Source organism: Capsulimonas sp., assembly GCF_039929585.1.
In the GTDB taxonomy this organism is placed as follows: domain Bacteria; phylum Armatimonadota; class Armatimonadia; order Armatimonadales; family Capsulimonadaceae; genus Capsulimonas.
In genome coordinates this window covers 12159-28988 of record NZ_JBDSQY010000087.1, presented here as the reverse complement: position 1 = coordinate 28988, position 16830 = coordinate 12159, and the positions used below count along the sequence as shown (strand labels likewise).

The 16830-nt window shown below is 60.3% G+C and carries 15 protein-coding genes; 8 read left to right on the top strand and 7 right to left on the bottom strand.

What is annotated here, in order from left to right; translation table 11 throughout:
* Positions 1 to 157: 157 nt before the first annotated feature.
* Genes cax through ABIZ35_RS06150 form a run of 3 tightly spaced genes read left to right on the top strand, consistent with a single transcriptional unit; the run spans position 158 to position 2479 of the window.
* The gene (gene cax / locus ABIZ35_RS06160) at positions 158 to 1228 is read left to right on the top strand and encodes a calcium/proton exchanger (RefSeq protein WP_348219000.1); all 1071 of its coding nucleotides are present in this window, start codon (positions 158 to 160) and stop codon (positions 1226 to 1228) included.
* Positions 1229 to 1233: 5 nt separating this feature from the next.
* Positions 1234 to 1809 carry a GNAT family N-acetyltransferase gene (locus tag ABIZ35_RS06155; RefSeq protein WP_348218999.1) on the top strand — a complete coding sequence of 192 codons (576 nt, stop codon included), beginning with the start codon at positions 1234 to 1236 and terminating at the stop codon, positions 1807 to 1809.
* A gap of 1 nt (position 1810) precedes the next feature.
* Positions 1811 to 2479, top strand: coding sequence for a polysaccharide deacetylase family protein (locus ABIZ35_RS06150; RefSeq protein ID WP_348218998.1), 669 nt, complete (start codon positions 1811 to 1813; stop codon positions 2477 to 2479).
* Between the two features lie 306 nt (positions 2480 to 2785).
* Here the strand turns inward: ABIZ35_RS06150 and ABIZ35_RS06145 are convergent, their stop codons facing one another.
* Positions 2786 to 3046 carry a DUF6582 domain-containing protein gene (locus ABIZ35_RS06145; RefSeq protein WP_348218997.1) on the bottom strand — a complete coding sequence of 87 codons (261 nt, stop codon included), beginning with the start codon at positions 3044 to 3046 and terminating at the stop codon, positions 2786 to 2788.
* 118 nt (positions 3047 to 3164) lie between these two features.
* Between ABIZ35_RS06145 and ABIZ35_RS06140 the strand changes: the two genes are divergently transcribed.
* The 5 genes from ABIZ35_RS06140 (at position 3165) to ABIZ35_RS06120 (ending at position 9499) form a co-directional block, all read left to right on the top strand.
* Positions 3165 to 3563 carry a BlaI/MecI/CopY family transcriptional regulator gene (locus ABIZ35_RS06140; RefSeq protein ID WP_348218996.1) on the top strand — a complete coding sequence of 133 codons (399 nt, stop codon included), beginning with the start codon at positions 3165 to 3167 and terminating at the stop codon, positions 3561 to 3563.
* 5 nt (positions 3564 to 3568) lie between these two features.
* Positions 3569 to 5713: a M56 family metallopeptidase gene (locus tag ABIZ35_RS06135; protein ID WP_348218995.1), complete on the top strand. Its 2145-nt coding sequence runs from the start codon at positions 3569 to 3571 to the stop codon at positions 5711 to 5713.
* Between the two features lie 98 nt (positions 5714 to 5811).
* Positions 5812 to 6864 carry a class I fructose-bisphosphate aldolase gene (locus tag ABIZ35_RS06130; protein WP_348218994.1) on the top strand — a complete coding sequence of 351 codons (1053 nt, stop codon included), beginning with the start codon at positions 5812 to 5814 and terminating at the stop codon, positions 6862 to 6864.
* Positions 6861 to 7460 carry a histidine phosphatase family protein gene (locus ABIZ35_RS06125; RefSeq protein WP_348218993.1) on the top strand — a complete coding sequence of 200 codons (600 nt, stop codon included), beginning with the start codon at positions 6861 to 6863 and terminating at the stop codon, positions 7458 to 7460. Before ABIZ35_RS06130 ends, ABIZ35_RS06125 begins: the two co-directional genes overlap by 4 nt.
* 26 nt (positions 7461 to 7486) lie before the next feature.
* Positions 7487 to 9499 carry a tetratricopeptide repeat protein gene (locus ABIZ35_RS06120; RefSeq protein ID WP_348218992.1) on the top strand — a complete coding sequence of 671 codons (2013 nt, stop codon included), beginning with the start codon at positions 7487 to 7489 and terminating at the stop codon, positions 9497 to 9499.
* A gap of 92 nt (positions 9500 to 9591) precedes the next feature.
* Here ABIZ35_RS06120 and ABIZ35_RS06115 read toward each other — a convergent pair whose 3' ends face one another.
* The 6 genes from ABIZ35_RS06115 to ABIZ35_RS06090 form a co-directional block, all read right to left on the bottom strand.
* Positions 9592 to 10587: a hypothetical protein gene (locus ABIZ35_RS06115; RefSeq protein ID WP_348218991.1), complete on the bottom strand. Its 996-nt coding sequence runs from the start codon at positions 10585 to 10587 to the stop codon at positions 9592 to 9594.
* A gap of 34 nt (positions 10588 to 10621) precedes the next feature.
* Positions 10622 to 11140, bottom strand: a complete 519-nt coding sequence (locus ABIZ35_RS06110; protein ID WP_348218990.1) for a cupin domain-containing protein — start codon at positions 11138 to 11140, stop codon at positions 10622 to 10624.
* Between the two features lie 219 nt (positions 11141 to 11359).
* Positions 11360 to 11926 (bottom strand): hypothetical protein, encoded by a 567-nt coding sequence (locus ABIZ35_RS06105; RefSeq protein ID WP_348218989.1) that lies wholly within the window; start codon positions 11924 to 11926, stop codon positions 11360 to 11362.
* Positions 11919 to 12452, bottom strand: a complete 534-nt coding sequence (locus ABIZ35_RS06100; protein WP_348218988.1) for a DUF4365 domain-containing protein — start codon at positions 12450 to 12452, stop codon at positions 11919 to 11921. The genes ABIZ35_RS06105 and ABIZ35_RS06100 overlap by 8 nt, the downstream gene beginning before the upstream one ends.
* Before the next feature lie 157 nt (positions 12453 to 12609).
* Positions 12610 to 15633, bottom strand: coding sequence for a BTAD domain-containing putative transcriptional regulator (locus ABIZ35_RS06095; protein ID WP_348218987.1), 3024 nt, complete (start codon positions 15631 to 15633; stop codon positions 12610 to 12612).
* Complete coding sequence (locus ABIZ35_RS06090) at positions 15630 to 16760, bottom strand: hypothetical protein (protein WP_348218986.1); 1131 nt, start codon at positions 16758 to 16760, stop codon at positions 15630 to 15632. The genes ABIZ35_RS06095 and ABIZ35_RS06090 overlap by 4 nt, the downstream gene beginning before the upstream one ends.
* Positions 16761 to 16830 lie beyond the last annotated feature (70 nt).

Sequence of the window (16830 nt, the reverse complement as noted above, 5' to 3'; positions counted from 1 at the left end):
ACTCCAGATCGGAACGTAATCGACCACGTTTCTGGAGTGTCCGGAGGGACACATCGTGCACTTCTAGGCGCGAATTTATTCGCCGGCCTCTTCCGCGCGGATTGCGCGGTTAATGGCAAAATACATCAACCTCCGACCAAATCCAAGGACACTATATATGACCGTTATTTCCTCGCGAGACCGCACCATCGCACTGATCGCTCTCGCCGCAACGATTGCGTCGGGCATCTTGATTTCTCTTCACGTCAATCCCGTGATCTTATTTGTGGTTACCGCCGTCGCGCTCGCCATGCTGGCGTCGATGGTGGGATCGGCCACGGAGCAGCTGGGCGGTAAGCTTGGTCCCGGCGCGACGGGTGTTCTCCAGAGCGCACTTGGGAATTTGCCCGAACTGTTTATCTGTATCTTTGCTCTGCGACAAGGGTTGGTCACGGTCGTACAATCGGCGCTGATCGGCTCGATCCTGGCGAACTCGCTGCTTGTTCTCGGCCTGGCGTTTCTGGTGGGGGGCTTGAAGAACGGCACGCAGAAGTTTGGGAAGCAGCAGCCACGTATGATCGCCTCGCTGATGCTGCTGGCGGTGTCCGCGCTGATGATTCCCACGCTTGCGCATGAGTTGCACACGCCCGCCGGCCGCCATCCGGAGACGATGAGCATCGTCGCCGCCATCGTCCTGCTCCTCGTCTTTCTGTCCAGCATCCCAGTCTCCCTCAAGGGCGGGGCGCTGACGCCCTCGGACTGCGAGCCGGAAGCCCGCACGCACGCGGTGTGGCCGGTTGGTCTTTCCGTGGGGACATTGCTCTTCGCGGGGATCGGAGCGGCGCTCGTCTCGGATTGGTTCGTCGAAGCGCTGAAGCCCGCGATCCAGATCCTGCACCTGTCAGAAGCGTTCACGGGCTTAGTCGTCGTGGCGATTGCGGGCAACGCGGTCGAAAACGTGGTGGGGATCCAGCTGGCCGTCAAGAACCAGATGGACTTCGCCGTCAGCGTCATTTTGAACAGCTCGCTTCAGGTGGCCCTGGGGTTGATCCCCGCCCTGGTGATCCTGAGCCTGTTTTTGGGAGGCGCGCATCTCACTCTCGTGCTCACGCCTCTGCTGATCGCCGTTTTGGCGCTGTCGGCCATCGTCACAACGGTGATCGTCTACGACGGCGAATCGATCTGGCTGGAAGGCGCGGCCCTGGTCGGCCTCTATATCATCATTGCCGCCTCGTTCTGGTGGGGGTAACGCCCATGCTATCCATTACGCCGTTTCCAGGGATCGAAACGCCCCGCTTGTCTCTGCGCGAGACGCGGTTCGACGATGCTACGGACATCTTTCGCATCCTCTCCCAGCCGGAAGTCGTGCGCCATTATAACATCGGGCCGCTCGCCGACGTGGACGAAGCGCGAGCCATTGTCACACGTCGGCGACAATCTCATTTGCAGGGAACTCGCATCCGCTGGGCGATCGCCCTCAAAGAGAACGATCAGGTCATTGGCTCGTGTGGATATGTCAATCCCGACAGCCAATCACGACAGGCTGAGATCGGATATGAATTGGATACGGCTTATTGGGGCAAAGGATTGATGCGCGAGGCGCTTGCGGCGATGCTCGGGTTCGGCTTCGCAAGGATCGGCCTCCATCGCATCGAAGCGCTCGTCGTTCCCGAAAACGCGTCGTCACGACGGCTGCTTGCCACTTTGGGTTTCCAGCAGGAAGGCCTGCTGCGCGAGCGCGGCTTCTGGAAAGACGCATTTCACGACCTGGCGCTCTACTCGCTGCTGGATCGGGATTGGGCCGACTCGGCCAATAAGGATATGATTTAACATGCTGGGACTATTACTCACGGCGGCGCATCTGCTCGCCGCCATACAAGGCGCGCCGCCGCAGATCATCACACACGGCGCACGGACGCACAAATGGGTCGTCCTATCGTTCGACGCCTGCGAGACGCGCAAGCCGGCGGGATACGACGCCAAGATCATCGATATCCTGACGCGCACCCACACCCCGGCCACTCTGTTTCTCGGAGGCCACTGGATGGAGACGCACCCGAGCCAAACGCGCGCCCTCGCCGCCAATCCCCTCTTCGAGCTGGGCGACCACTCCTACCTGCATCCGCACATGACGAAGATCACGACGGCGCAGATCGACGACGATTTGCGCAAGACACAGGCCATCCATCGCCGTCTGACCGGTCGCGAAGCCACCCTCTTCCGGCCCCCCTACGGTGAATACAACGCCACCGTCTTAAAAGAAGCCGCACACTTCGGCATGCAGTCCGTGACTTGGGAAGTCGTGACCGGCGATCCGGACAAGCACGTCCAGGCGCGCGACATCACCCGCGCGGTCCTGCGCCAAACGAAGCCCGGCTCCATCGTGATCATGCACGTCAACGGCCGAGGCTGGCACACCGCCGAAGCCCTGCCCGCCGTAATCGACGGGCTAAAACGGCGAGGTTTTACGTTTGCGCGGCTGTCGGAGACGCTGAAGTAGACAACGTCACAGGATAACAAAAACGTAGGATCAGAGATGCCGGCGGTTTATGCATTTTGCCAAATAAATAGCGCCATTTGCATCCTAGGCGCCGGCGGTTGAAACCGCGCCTACAAGAACGCAGAAACCCACCTGCGTGGGTTACATGTTCGTAACCGATACCGCCTGATAAAACGTTCAAATTGGGCGGTATCGTTGAGGATTATGTAGTCCCCGCAGGGGGACTTCCGCGATCGTGCAGGCGCGGTTTTAACCGCCGGCCGATCTTATTCGCCGGCATCTTTGCAGATTGCCTCAGCAGCTTACCTACTTCGACTCAATTTCCACACCCTTCTTCTTCGCCGCCAACTTGATCCGTCCCTTAATCGTTTCGACCTCTTCGGCGTCATACTTCCCAGCGTTGTCTTTGTGGTGAATGTATCCCCACGCCGCCCGGATGTGCTTCTCCGTATCGATCGGATACTTGTGGTTCTTTGGATAGGCGAACTCCACATCGCCGTACTCGCGCACTCCTTCGTCGGGGTTGACGTCCTCGCGTTTGTCGATCGCCGTGCTTTTTCCTGACATGGGTTTCTCTCCTTTCGTCGTTCGCAACCAATGGTGCAATGTTCTTTCCCGATCTTTGTCCAGAATTAACCCATTGACTACTTGCGTAGTCCTGCGTTATAATATCGCATATGGAGAAATGGATGACCCTCTTATGATGAAGCCGCCGATGCTGGGTGATCAGGAGCTGGAAGTGCTCCGCTATATCACGGACAATAACCCGATCTCGGTGCGCGATGTCGCCGTCAAGTTCGGCGAACCGCTGGGCCTCGCGCGCACCACGATCCTGACGGTGATGGAGCGTCTGCGCAAAAAGGGCTTTTTGACGCGCATGAAATCCGGCGGATCGTTTGAATACGCCCCCGCCGTGGGCAAACAAGACCTGATGCAGAACCTCGTGCACGACTTTGTCAGCCGCACGCTCGGCGGGTCGTTGACCCCGTTTGTGGCGTACCTTTCCGAGAACCAAAATCTGAACGAAGAAGAAGTCGCCGACTTGCAGAAGCTGCTGGACGCGATGCAGGCGAAAAAGGGATAAACGCCATGGGCGGCGACGGGATCTCACATTTCATTCCCGCAATGGAACTCTGGGCCTCCACGATGCTGCGCGCCTCCGTGCAGGGCGGCGTGCTGATCCTCGCCGTCTGGGCCTTATGCCGCATCGCGCCGCGCATCCCCGCCCATGTGCGCTGCTGGCTCTGGTGGCTGGCGAGCGCGAAGCTCCTCATCAGCCTCTGCTTCGCCGGCGGCGTCGCCGTGCCGCTGCTGCCCCGTGGAACCCACGCTCCCCGCGCCGCCGCGCCGATCGCCAAGCTGTTCCAGCCGGTGCGGCCTTCTTACGACGCCAAGCCCGTCCCAGCCGTCACGCCGACGCCAGCGACGACGCCCATCGCTTCTCCAGCGCCCGTCGGCGCCGTGGCCCCTCTCCCCGCCGCTCCTTTGTCCTGGCTGCCGCTAGCGCTGTTCGCGGCGTGGGCCGCCGGCGCGATGGCGATGCTCGTTTGGAACGCCTGCGGCTGGTGGCGCGTGCGCGGCGCCATGCGTCGGGCCGAGACGGATGCGCCGGACGCCCTGCGCGAAGAAACAGCCCGGATCGCGGCGCAGATGGGATATCGGACCGAGATCGCCGTGCGCATGTCCCCAGAGACGGGATCGCCGTTTGTCGCCGGTCTTTGGCGCCCTGTGCTGATCGCGCCCTCTACCTTCTCCGAAAAACTTTCCGAGCCGGAGCGGCGCATGGCGCTGGCGCACGAGATCGCGCACTTGCGGCGCTTCGATCTGGCGCTCGGGGCCATTCCCGCCCTGGCGCGAATGCTCTTGTTCTTTCACCCACTGGCATGGCTGGCGGCGCGTGAGTACGCCGCGACTCGGGAGGAAGCCTGCGACGCCGCCGCGATCGCGGCAACCCAGCTCGACGCCGTACAGTACGCGCGCCTGCTGCTCAAAGTGATGTCGAACGGCGCGGCGGCGCCCAGCGGCGCGCTCGCGATCAGTCCGGCTTACCATGCCGCCAAACGCCGGCTGCTCCATGTCGCGCGGCCGGGATGGGACACCTCGCGCGCCCACACCCGCCTCGCGGCGGCGGCGCTCTGCGGCGCGGGCATGTGCGCGGCGCTGCCGCTGCATGTGACGGCGCGCACGCTGGCGATGACACACCTCAAACCGGACGACACAGCCGCGCCGCTCCATTATATTTTGCAGGACCTTGGCCCCGTCGGCGCATCGGCGTCCATCCGATTCGCCATCAACGATCGGGGGCAGGTGGCCGGAGCGCGCGATGAACGCGCGCTGCTCTGGGACAACGGCCATGAGACGCCCATCGGCGCCATCGGACGCTACCATTACGGAGCGGCGCTGGCGATCAACAACTCCGGGACCGTCGCCGCCACATACTACAACTACGATAACTATCCGCACACGCTGCTCTGGCAGGACGGCGCAAAATCGCCCGCACTGCCATCCAAATACCGTTTCAACGAACCGCACGGCGTCAACGATCTCGGCTGGATCGTCGGCGGCATCCGTACGGGCGGGCATGACGCGCAGGGTGGATTGATGACCCAGGCGTTTCTGCGCGCGGATGGACAAACGCGCATGCTCGGCACGCTCGGCGGCGACCACAGCACTGCCTACGATGTGAACGACAACGGACAGGTGGTCGGCAAAGCGGACCTCGCACGCACGTACTTGGAGCGAACGGCGCATGGCTTCACCCGTCCCACCCACGCCTTCCTGTGGCGCGACGGCGTGATGCAGGACCTCGGAACACTCGGCGGCGATAACAGCCTCGCCTGCGCCGTCAACCAGAGCGGCCAGTCTGTTGGCTACTCCGCCACGGACGAAGGTGTGAACCACGCCTGCCTCTGGGACAACGATCAGGCGGTCGATCTGGGAACCCTGCCCGGCCACGATAACAGCGAAGCCCGCGCGATCAACGACGCCGGCGACGCCGTCGGACGCTCCGGATCCGACGCCGACACCACCCCGCCCCGCGCCGTCCTCTGGACCGGCGGCCGCGTGGTGGACCTGAACGCCGTTGTGACCAACGCCCCGCAATGGACCCTCCAGTGCGCCGACGGCGTCAATAACTCCGGCCAGATCGTCGGCAAAGGTCTGATTGGCGGCGTCCCCCACGCCTTCGTGCTGACCCCGCAGGCGCCGCCTCAGCGACTTCCTTCAAAACACTGAGGCGTGAAGCTTCCTCTGTCCAATTATCCCGCAAAAACATCGGCGTATGGGTACACTAGCCTTGGTAATGCGCAGACGCGCGACCATCCAGGTGTCCCATGAATCTACAAAAACTCGAAGAAACGGCGCGAGCATTGCTGGCGGACGGCAAAGGCCTCCTCGCAATGGACGAAAGCACCGGCACAGCAAACAAGCGCTTCGCTCCGCTTGGCGTTCCTCAGACCGAAGATGCGCGGCGAGCGTATCGCGACTTGATCGTGACGACGCCGGAGCTGGGCCAAAATATCAGCGGCGCGATTCTTTACGATGAGACGGTTCGCCAGAAGACTAACGACGGACGCCCCTTTGTTGAGGCGATCATACAAGCGGGCATCATTCCCGGCATCAAAGTGGACGCCGGCGCGAAAGAGATGGCGGCGCATCCCGGCGAGAAAATCACTGAGGGCCTGGACGGTCTGCGCGAGCGCCTTGCAGAGTACGCCGGGCTCGGATTGCGCTTCGCCAAATGGCGCGCCGTGATCACGATCGGCGACGGTATTCCGAGCGATGGGTGCATTGCCGCGAACGCCGACGCGCTGGCGCGTTACGCCGCGCTCTGCCAGGAAGCCGGCTTGGTCCCGATTGTAGAGCCGGAAGTGCTCATGGAGGGAAGCCATACGCTGGAGCAGTGCGCCGAAGTGACGGAGCGCACGCTGAACATAGCGTTCGATGTGCTGGTTCGGCGGCGCGTGGCGCTGGAGGGAATGATCCTGAAGCCGAATATGATCCTTCCCGGCCTGGACTGCCCGGTTCAAAACCCCGCAGAGGAAGTCGCCAACGCGACCGTGTCATGCTTCCTGCGGACCGTGCCCGCTGCGGTTCCCGGCATCGCGTTTCTCTCGGGAGGACAGCCGAGCGAGCTGGCGGCGGAGCGTTTGAACGCCATGAACGTGCGGTTCAAAGGTCGCATGCCGTGGGCGCTGACATTCTCCTTCTCCCGCGCCATTCAGCAGCCGGCGCTGGAGATTTGGGCAGGACGGGACGAAAACATCCCAGCGGCGCAGGCGGCGCTGCTTCATCGCGCCCAATGTAGCCGCGCCGCGCGCCTAGGCGAATACCACCCCGATATGGAAACATCCACCGACCCCGCCACCCCAGGAGAACAACGTTGAGCGACGACGCCCTGCCCCGCATTTACTTAGCCCGCCACGGTGAAACCGAGTGGGCGATCACCGGACAGCATACAGGTTTGACCGACATCCCCTTGACCGATCGCGGTCGGCGCAACGCGCAGAGCCTGGGCAAGCGGCTCGATGGCCTCAAATTCGACGCCGTCCTCACCAGTCCGCTGATCCGTGCGCGGCAGACATGCGATCTCGCCGGGTTCGGCGGCCTCGCCCAGCCCGATCCCGATCTTGTAGAGTGGGCGTACGGCGACTATGAGGGATTACGGACGGTGGACATCCGAAAAGAACGACCCGACTGGCGCTCATTTCGCGACGGTTTCCCAGGCGGTGAATCGATTGAGGAAATCAGCGCTCGCGCCGACCGCGTCGTCGCCGACCTGCGCGCCATCGACGGTAATGTCCTGGTCTTCAGCCACGGACACTTCCTCCGCTTTCTCGCCGCGCGCTGGCTGAACCTGCCCCCAATCGAAGCGCGCCTGTTCGTGCTGACCACGGCGTCGCTCAGTATTTTGGGATACGAGCATAACCGCACGGAACCGGCGATCCGCCTCTGGAACGACGACCGCCATACGCAAGAGTAAGAAGACAATCAAAGGATGATTCGCCCGTGAGTAAACGTAAAAGATCGCCCGGCGCCCGGCCGGTTTTGGGAGCGCCTACGGCGCTCCTCCGCTCTGTAATCCCTCCCGCGATGTTTGCCGCCGTCTTGAAAATGATTGAGGAGGAAGAGTGGGCTGACGCCTATCTCATGCTCCTGGAGATGGAGCAGCGAGCGCCCAACGACGAGATGGTGCTGGAGATGCTCGTTCAAACCGCGCTGTCGGCCATGGAATTTACCGCCGCAGAGCGCGCCGCCTTGAAGCTTCATCGCCTGAAGCCCCGCAGCGAGGACGCTCTGATCGCTCTGGCGATGGCGCACGCCGCCTGCGAGCGCCCGGCGCTCGCCCTGCGCGGCCTGGAAGAGATCGGCGAGCGGTTTCCCCATTTAGACACGCCGGAATCCCATGAGCAGGTCTCAATCATTCGGCAAATGGTCATCGAGATATTAGAACACGAAGGACTTCGTTACCCTGAAAATCTGGATTTTGTGCTTTTGCACGAAGAATCTCAAATGCAGATGGCGCACCAGGATTACCTGGCGGCGCGGCGGACGGCGCAAACCCTCCGCGCCCGTTATCCCAACTTCGCTCCGGCGGTAAACAATATTTCCGTCATTTACGCCTGCGAAGGGGAGTATGAGAAAGCCGTCGGCGCGGCGAAAGAAGTGCTGGAGATCGCCCCTGAGGAGATCTCCGCTCTGGCGAACCTGATCTCGTTTCTCTGTCTTTTAGGGCGGCGCGAGGAAGCGGCGTCATATGTGGAGCGCATGAAGAGCAGTAAGGCTTCAGACCCCGCGCGGCGTTTAAAAATGGCCGAGGCGCTCACGATCTTTGGCGATGACGGCGGCGGCCTGAACCTCCAGAAACAAGACCCTGGACCGGACGAGAGCCCGGAAATCACAGCCGCCGTGCTGCACTACGCGGCGTGCGCCGCCTGCCGGGTGGATCGGCGAACCACGGCGCGGCGCTACTGGCGGCAGGCGCAAGAGCTAAATCCTGACTTCCCCCTGATCGATGAAAATCTCAGCGATCTGGATTTGCCGCCAGGAGAGCGCCACGGCCCTGTCGCCTTCCAGCTTCATCAGTTTCTGCGTCCGGCGGCGATGGACGCCTTGATCAAAGCGACCGAAGAGGAAGACGAAAACCCGGTCCCGGAACGGCAGCGGTCCATTTACCGAAAGCTGCTGCGCCAATGTCCAGAGATCGCGACATTCTCGCCGCTGATCCTCGCACACTGCGATGAGAACACGATCCAACTTTTCTTCGTCATTACCCAGCATGCCGACCATCCCGCTCTGCTTGCGGCGGTCAAAGATTTCGCGCTCGGCAAGCGCGGCTCTGACGCGCTTCGGATGGAAGCGCTGTCAATTGTCCGTGAGTTGGACCCAGGCAGCGCCGGGCCTGTAAAATTCTGGGTACGCGGCGAGCAAAAAGAGATTGAGCACTTCGGTTACGAGATTACGGACGAACCTGCTCCCGCAACTATTTCTCCTGAAGCTCACGACTTACTGGAACAGGGAACGGGGGCTCTGAGAGAGGGTAGGATGGAGGAAGCGGAGCAGACGCTGCGACGCGCCTTGGAACTAGCGCCGGAAAACCATTCGATCCGCAACAATCTTGCGTCGGCGCTGATGGCTCAGGGGCGTTCGGAGGAAGGGAGAGAGATGCTGGAGGAGATCTTCCGGCGCGACCCTAACTACTTCTTCGGGCGCTGCAATCTTGCCGCCATGTACGCCCGCGAAGGCGACGTCGCCAGAGCGCGTGACCTGATAGAGCCGCTGCTCCCCCAGCGCAAACTGCACGTCACGGAGCTTGTTGCGCTGTGCGGAGCCCAGCTGGAGATTGCGTTTCAGGAAGATGATCTCACGGGAGCAGCAAAGCTGCTTGACATGGTGGAACAAGTTTCCCCAGGTCACCCAATGCTCAAGCACCGGGATCGGCTCTTCAGCAAAACACTGCTAAAGTCTTTAGAGCAGCTGATCTCCAAACCCAAACGCACGCGGCGCAAAAAGCAGGATTGACGCGGCGCCCCGGACAACCACTCAAAACAGCCTCCTCCCGAACATTCGACATTGAATGCTCGGGAGGAGGCTGTTTGTTTCAGCGGCGAGAGTTAGTCGCGCTGAAATCGGCGCAGGCTCGACGCATCCGGACCGAGATAAAGTTTGCGCGCTCCGTCTTCGGTGCGCCATTCCCAGCGGAAGGTTCGCGTTTTGCGCTCGTCCGCCGTCATTTCGCGATCGATCAGACGGCTGCCGGTGCTGCCCTTGTAGTGACCGTGCGACGGCTTCAGCGTGATCGCTCCATCGACGTCGATCACAGCCACGCCTTCCTCGGTCGTCGTTGACTCGGTGACGAGGTTGTATGTGCGCTGATGGATGTAGAAAAAGTACTTGTAGTGTCCATCTTTGGTGAACGTGAACTTGGCCGACATGCCGCTCGGCGACGCCAGCTGTCCTGTTACCGAGTTTTGGTAGTTCACGCCGCTGATCGTGGTCCAGCTCCAGGAACCCATCAGGGACGCCGGGGCGGACGCTTTGGCCGCACCTGCGCTGGCTGAGACTTCCCGGACAGTTTGCTCCGTCCGGCGGACCGGAAGAACATCGACATCACTGACCTCGTTTTTGTCCACCGTGACATCCGCCCGGCACACAGCCCATGCGAGGAGCACATTTTTAGTGTCGGTCTCGATCCACATGCCCATCAGCGCTTCGTTCTTACCGGTCGGGATCGCGCCGAATGGCGTGATCCGGCCGGGAGCGGCGCCGAACGAGGGGTGAGCGATATATGTGTAGCCGGCCTGCTTAAGGCTGGACGGCATGTCCTGGATCGGTGTGGCCTCCGCGGGCCACACCAGCACCTCCACTTTGCCCAGGCGTACGCCGCTGCTCTGCGCGGCTTTGTCCAGAGCCGACTCGAACGCGGCGAGGTTGTCTTTGTCCGTGGAGCGACGCGCGCCGTCTGGAAGCTTGACCTTCGCCAGCAGGGACGTCCGCGCTGGCGCCATGTCCGTTTCCTGCACGGTCTCGGCGCGCGCCGGCGTCAAAGGGACGTCGCGCGTCAAACCTCCAATCAGCAATACAAGCAGCACCGCATGTATTCTTTTCATTTCCGATCTCCTTTGATCCGTGTTTAACCCGTGTTTATTTGTCGCGCAGTGCATGCGGCAGCATTTCAATGCCGTGACGCGCGGCCAGACGTACAAAGCTCGCGGCGTCTGGGCCGGACATCGCTTCCTTGGGAACAAAGCCGTATTGAGCCATCGCCGTCACAAATTCCTCGAAGTTGCGTCCCGGCGTAATCAGCAGAGTGGCGCGGCCGCCGCCCGGGCTGACGCAGAACCATGCGTGGGCCACTCGGCGCGGGGCAAATACCGTATCGCCAACATTGGCGATCACCGTCTCATCACCGATCTGGAACGCGAAGCGTCCTTCTAAAATATAGAACGTCTCATCCTCACGGCTATGGATATGCGGAGGAACGCCGCCGCCCTGATCCGCATGAACTTCGGCGAAGATAAATGCCCCCGCCGTGGCGTCCGCGCCGACCTTCAAGCGTCCGCGATGATCGCCCATGTCGAAAAACGGTCCCATTCCGCTCGGGATCATATAAGCGCCCAGCGAAGCGTCGGTCTCGACCATACTGTCAGCTATGTTGTTCATGTGATTTGTCCTTATCGTGTATGGGTTATCGCGTCTCTGGGGAGGATTTCGCCCCTCGCCCCAAGCCGCTGACAGACCCATCATACAAGGGCGTCGTGTACATAGCGTGTACGGAAGCGTGTACTTGGCGCAAACACAAAAAAAATCGGAAGAATTTTTATTCTTCCGATTTCAAGACAGCAGCAGCAATTTCACACTTATCATCAGTAAAACAGCCAATCACTTTTTTCTCTTCGTTTGCCCACCGATAGGAACACCGGTCCCAGGTATCGGCTTATTGTCGCTTGCTCTACCGGAAGCAGCTTTCGTACCACTTGCTTCTATTTTGGATATCACAGATGTTCGTCCAGTAACAAGCGCTTTCCCAGCAAAAGTCGTGTTTCCCTTGGGCATCGTTTTAGCCGATGACTTCGTTTGAGACAGTGCGCTCCCCGCCGCTATCTTGGCTTTCGCCCCAGTCTTCACTGTTGCACCGGTGGCTTTAGCCTCCACTGCCTTGCTAGAACCATAATATGAACTATCATCTGTGACTGCTTCTTGGAATCGAGAAAGGAGGTCTTCTTCAGAAATGATCCCTTTGCCCACAATAGTGTTGTTAACTGCAATGAGATGAGCTTCACCGACAAGGTCATGGTTCGCCATAAGCGGAAGCATAATCATTGCATCATGGTCAACATCTCTAAAAGCCGTGAAGGCAGACGTGACTCTTTGCGCAAAACCAAGAGAGCTTAGAACTTTCTTTAATTGTGCGTACGAAATGTCCAGTTGGTTATATGTGTCAAGCATCGGAGTAAAGCTCCTTAATTGCCCTTGCAACGATCTCATTTTTGGATTGTCGAAAACCTTCTATTGCGTCTTCGTCAACGATATTCTGAAGCGGGATATAAACTGTTATTTTCTCTTGATTTTCATTTTCGGGCCACTTAAATTTGGATGAGTGCAGATACGGTTGCATATGCAGCCAGTAGGCTTCATTTCGCACGACGGAATAAACAATCAAAATGACGGGCATCGGATTTGACGCCCACAAATTAGCGTGTTTTCGAGTAATTTCAAAGCTGATTGTATCTGGCCGAGACACAAGAATGTTTAATGTGTCAGTTGCTTTCAGCTGTATATAGATTGCGCAATTTTCTACTTCACCCTTTGAGAACTTCAGGTCATTCTTGAAATCGAACGTGGTCATGACAATATCATAACCATAATCCGCTTCGGGTTTATCTACGACATGACCTTTAAGGATAATGAAACGCTCGACAAAATTTTTGCTTATACTCTCAATATAATGTGCGCGAGTGCGTTCTGGCCGCATCGAATAATTCGCCTCCAACACTGAGATCTACAGAATTTTGGCAGGCCTGAAGCGAAACGGCGTTTTCCAAATTCGCAAATGCTGTTTCTATTATTGCATATGGGAGGTGATTACCTCAAACATTTTTCGCCCTTGCGCCCGGCGCTGAGAATGAAATTTACTTCGCTAGCCCGTACGCCAGCGCTTCGTCCAAAGTCATTCCGGCCCCCACTCCTTGCTCTTTTGCGAACTTTTCCTCGCCAAGCGCCGTCTGAGCGCGCTCGACGTAAGGATCGAAGATGCACCCGATGATCGATGCCCGCAGGGTCTGGTCCGTCCGGCGCAGGTGCTCCACGGCGCCCAGAAGGCGCGCGGCGCGCGGCGCGTCGTCCTGGGCGGAGGCGATATAGGCAAGCGCCTGAAGAAGATAGTGGTGTACGAACTGATAACCTCGGTCGCCCAGCAGATCGTAGGACTGCTGAACGCAGTCGCGTCCTCGCACGGAGTCGCCAGCCAGGAGTTCGGCCAGCCCCAGGCCAAACCAGGCGCCCGATCCCCAAAAGGTTTCGCCCACGGTCTTGGAAACAGCGATCGCCTGCTCGTAAAGAGGACGGGCGCGATCGGGCTCTCCGAGATTTGTCGCGAGCAGTCCGAGCCAGAATAACGCGGCGACCTCAATAGTGCGATCGCCAAGGGTGCGCGCCAGGGCCAGCCACTCCCGTGCATGGTGTTCCCCAGTGGGGTAATCCTCCATCCCGCAGGCCATCACCGTTCGCCACTCATAAATCTCCAGACGCGGACGCAGATCTCCGGTGACTTCCGTGCAGCGCCACGCCTCCTCCAGCGCCTGATACGCCCCCATCCCATCACCGTCGTTCATCAGCAGCAGACCGGCCGACGCGGCGAGTGGCAGCGCCATTCCCGCCGGATCGTTCAGCGACCGGTACATCGCAATGCTTTCCGCAAAGCGAACGCGAGCGAGATCCCAGTTGCGCAGATACCATGCGAAGCGCCCGGACTTGAACAGAATGTCCGCGCGCAGCGGCGTTTCTCCGGCGCTCGCCGCCAGCAGCTGCTCCATGAACAAACCGCCTTCGCGCAAAAACGCGCGCGCCTCCCAGTACCGGGTCAGCACCGAAGCTAAATGCAGTCCCGCTTCCGCGTCGTACTGCGCCGCCCACGTCAGCGCGGTGCGTGTGTTGTGCCGCTCCGCATGCAGCCGCTTGATCCAGGACGCCTGCTTCGGACCATGGAGGCCCGGCTCCGCCGCCTGAGCCAGGGTCAGATAATGCTGGTAATGCCGTTCGCAGAGCACCTGCCGCTGATCTGCGTCCGCCGTCAGTTCGTCGGCGAACTCACGCAGCGTCTCCAGCATCTGGTAACGCATCATGGGATCGTCGGAATCGTCCATCGGCGCGTCTTCCGAAGCGAGCACAAGAGAATGCTCGCGCAGGGTCGTCAGGTGGTAGATGGCGTCGCGATCGCCGCTCACGGCCTCGGCGGCGTCCAGAGTCCAGCCGCCCCGGAACGGCCCGAGCTGCGCGAAAAACCGCTGGGTCGCCGTGGGCAGAAGCTGATAGCTGGACTCCACGGTCGCCCGCAGGGTCTGATGCCGGCCGGGGATATCGCGGCGGCGGGAGACAAGAAGATCGAAGCGCCGGTCCAGCCGCTCCAGGGTTTGCGCAGGGCTGAGTGTCTGCGCCCACGCGGCGGCGAGCTCGACCGCCAGGGGAATGCCCTCCAGCTTATCGCAAAGCAGCGCGACCGCGGCGGCGTTGCGCGCGGACAATTGAAAGTCGGGACGCGCAGCCTGCGCCCGGTTCACGAACAATTGAATACTGGGGAACTCCAGAAGACGCTCGGGCGCGCCCGGCGTTCTCGGGGTCGGAAGCGGCGCGAGTGGAAACTCTCGCTCACCGTCCAGCAGAAGGCGCTGCCGGGATGTGATCAGGCAGCAGAGGTCGGGTATGGCTCCCAGAAGCTGCTGCACGACATTCGCGCCTGTCTCGGCGAGCTGTTCAAAGTTATCCAGCACAAGGACAGAGGGGCCAAGGCGCGCCAGCGTCTCCACGATCTGATCGAACGGCAGCACGGCGCGAGAACGGACGACGGGCAGCGCTTCGGCGACTGCATCCAAAATCCGATGCGCGTCGCGCACATCGGCCAGCGGGACGAACCAGGAGCCGCCGGTAAAGATCTCGTGCAAATCGCGCGCCACCTCAATGGCGAGACGCGTTTTGCCGGATCCGCCGGGGCCGCTCAGCGTCACCAGCCGCGTTCCGGAGCGCAGCAGGCCCGCCAGCGCCTCGCGCTCCTTGGCGCGCCCGAAGAACTGGGTCATCGTGAGGGGAAGGCGCGAAGGCTTGCGCACCAAAACGGGTTCCGTCGCAGGTGTGTCCGGCTCCGGTTTCGGCGAGTCCACGGGCGCGGGCGGCTTGGCGAAGACAAACGCCGGAGCCTCCGGCGCGGCGTCGAGCAGCGCTCGCGTCTCCGGGGAAGGCTCCAGCCCCATCTCCGCTTCGAGAAGCTGCTCCAGGTCGGAGAATTGACGGCGGGCAACAGCGGCTTGTCCCGAAGCCACCAGCAAGCGGATAACCTCGGCGTGCGCTTCTTCGCGCAGCGGATCGGCGGACACCCCTCGGCGGGCGCAGTCGAGCGCCTTGTCCCGATGGCCGCTGAGCTCATAAAGCCCGGCCAGCTCGCGCAGCGCGCTCCAGTACGCCTCCGCCAGACGGTCGCGCTCGGTCAGCGCCCAGGTCTCGTAAAACCCGGACAGCAGCGGCTGTCCATAGATCCCAACAGCTTCGCACAAAAGCTCCGTCTTTTGGTCGACGCTCTTCTCCGGCCGCGCGGCGCTGCGCAGCAGGCTTTCAAAGCGCCCCACATCGCTCGCCACGGCGTTGGGATTCACGCCGATGGAAGCGCGGCCCTGCGTGATCAGAATGCTCCCCGCAATATCCCCCGGCAGCTCCAGTTGGCGGCGCAGCGAGGCGATAGCGGTGCGCAGGTTGGTCCGCGCCGCCTCCAGCTCGGCGTCCGGCCACAGCAGGTCCGCAAGCTCCTCGCGCGAATGCAGCCGGGGAAACAGGCAGAGGTACGCCATCAAGGCGGCGATGTTATGCGACCGAAACCGGTCCACCACCTCCGTCCCGCGCGTCGCCCGCAATCCCCCAAACAGCGTTACCGTCCACAAGCCCGTCATTTCTTCTCCTCGAACACACTGAAATCAAGTTCGCTGCTTACGCTCGGCCGCCAATATCGCTCCAGCGCTTCCTGAATTTTCGGCGCCTCGTATTCATCTTGCTCGGCGGCATATTCCAGATAGTGAATGATTGCTTTGCGCTCCGAGTGTGAAAAACCTGACATTCGGTTGACGCCGTATGCATACCAGTCGGTTTCGTTACGACGAGCATAGTCCTGCATCAGAATATCGATCATTTGCTCACGCGTAACGCCTCCCGCAAAATCTTCGGACACGGGCATTGTCTCCAGCGCTTGGAGATAAGCAGCTTTATCAGCGTCTGTCTTGGGATACGTAAAATAATGTGTCAGTGCGGAAGCGGGCTCGACATTGGACCCTTCAATGCCGCCTAAAAGATCCGCAATCAGAATCGCAGGGATGAAATACCGCAGTCCTTCGTCTGTCAAGAATGATGTGGCTGCATAATTACATTCCAGCAATCTTGGATGAATGGTCCGCCAGTCTACACCGCGAAATTCTAATGCGATTTCGGCCGCCTCACTGCCTTGATCCGATCCGCTCAGGTTGTTGTCCCCTGGATACGGAGTGTCGTGAAAGGCCAAACGGATTTCATCAACCAAAGCGGCAATGTGCGGATCGGGGGATACAGGATATTCGAAATGGCGCATTTTCCAGTCGAACTCCGCAAACGCGTCGGCGTCCGGGCCGCCCTCCCGGCTCCAGCACAGCCGCATCGCGCGCGCCGCCCTGAAAACTTCGCGCGCCACACTGAAAGGTTCAAAAGATCGATTCGCCGCAAGTATCAATCCCAAAAACGCCGCAGCCGCCAAAACCTGCTCGCGAGAAAGAATTGCGGCAAGTGCTTCAAGATTTGCATCCACGCCTTGATAGTAAACAGAATGCTCGTTCGGCTCAATGGCGATAGGAAGGTAGATTGCTTCATTCTCATCATTTTGAGAATCGTCGATAATACCTACGAGGTCCTCTGAAAGATAATACCGACGATCCTCAACTGTGTAATCGTCAAAGCGCCCTTTCTGATGCGCAATCAAGCGTTCCGGCGGGGGCGGCGCCACATCGGCAAATGCTTCCAATATCTGCTTTCGTATTGCTGCGATGTCGTTCATTAACGCCTCTGCTGCTCACTTCCCTCTATTTTACAACGAAAAGCAGCGCGCGTATCACTCTGGCGGCTCC

What these genes read in the sequence shown, in the direction of transcription:
- ABIZ35_RS06150 (WP_348218998.1), top strand. Translation starts at nt 1,811, where the DNA reads ATGCTGGGACTATTACTCACGGCGGCGCATCTGCTCGCCGCCATACAA.
- ABIZ35_RS06115 (WP_348218991.1), bottom strand. Translation starts at nt 10,587, where the DNA reads ATGAAAAGAATACATGCGGTGCTGCTTGTATTGCTGATTGGAGGTTTG.
- ABIZ35_RS06100 (WP_348218988.1), bottom strand. Translation starts at nt 12,452, where the DNA reads ATGCGGCCAGAACGCACTCGCGCACATTATATTGAGAGTATAAGCAAA.
- ABIZ35_RS06110 (WP_348218990.1), bottom strand. Translation starts at nt 11,140, where the DNA reads ATGAACAACATAGCTGACAGTATGGTCGAGACCGACGCTTCGCTGGGC.
- ABIZ35_RS06145 (WP_348218997.1), bottom strand. Translation starts at nt 3,046, where the DNA reads ATGTCAGGAAAAAGCACGGCGATCGACAAACGCGAGGACGTCAACCCC.
- ABIZ35_RS06140 (WP_348218996.1), top strand. Translation starts at nt 3,165, where the DNA reads ATGGATGACCCTCTTATGATGAAGCCGCCGATGCTGGGTGATCAGGAG.
- ABIZ35_RS06105 (WP_348218989.1), bottom strand. Translation starts at nt 11,926, where the DNA reads ATGCTTGACACATATAACCAACTGGACATTTCGTACGCACAATTAAAG.
- cax (WP_348219000.1), top strand. Translation starts at nt 158, where the DNA reads ATGACCGTTATTTCCTCGCGAGACCGCACCATCGCACTGATCGCTCTC.
- ABIZ35_RS06155 (WP_348218999.1), top strand. Translation starts at nt 1,234, where the DNA reads ATGCTATCCATTACGCCGTTTCCAGGGATCGAAACGCCCCGCTTGTCT.
- ABIZ35_RS06095 (WP_348218987.1), bottom strand. Translation starts at nt 15,633, where the DNA reads ATGACGGGCTTGTGGACGGTAACGCTGTTTGGGGGATTGCGGGCGACG.
- ABIZ35_RS06135 (WP_348218995.1), top strand. Translation starts at nt 3,569, where the DNA reads ATGGGCGGCGACGGGATCTCACATTTCATTCCCGCAATGGAACTCTGG.
- ABIZ35_RS06090 (WP_348218986.1), bottom strand. Translation starts at nt 16,760, where the DNA reads ATGAACGACATCGCAGCAATACGAAAGCAGATATTGGAAGCATTTGCC.
- ABIZ35_RS06130 (WP_348218994.1), top strand. Translation starts at nt 5,812, where the DNA reads ATGAATCTACAAAAACTCGAAGAAACGGCGCGAGCATTGCTGGCGGAC.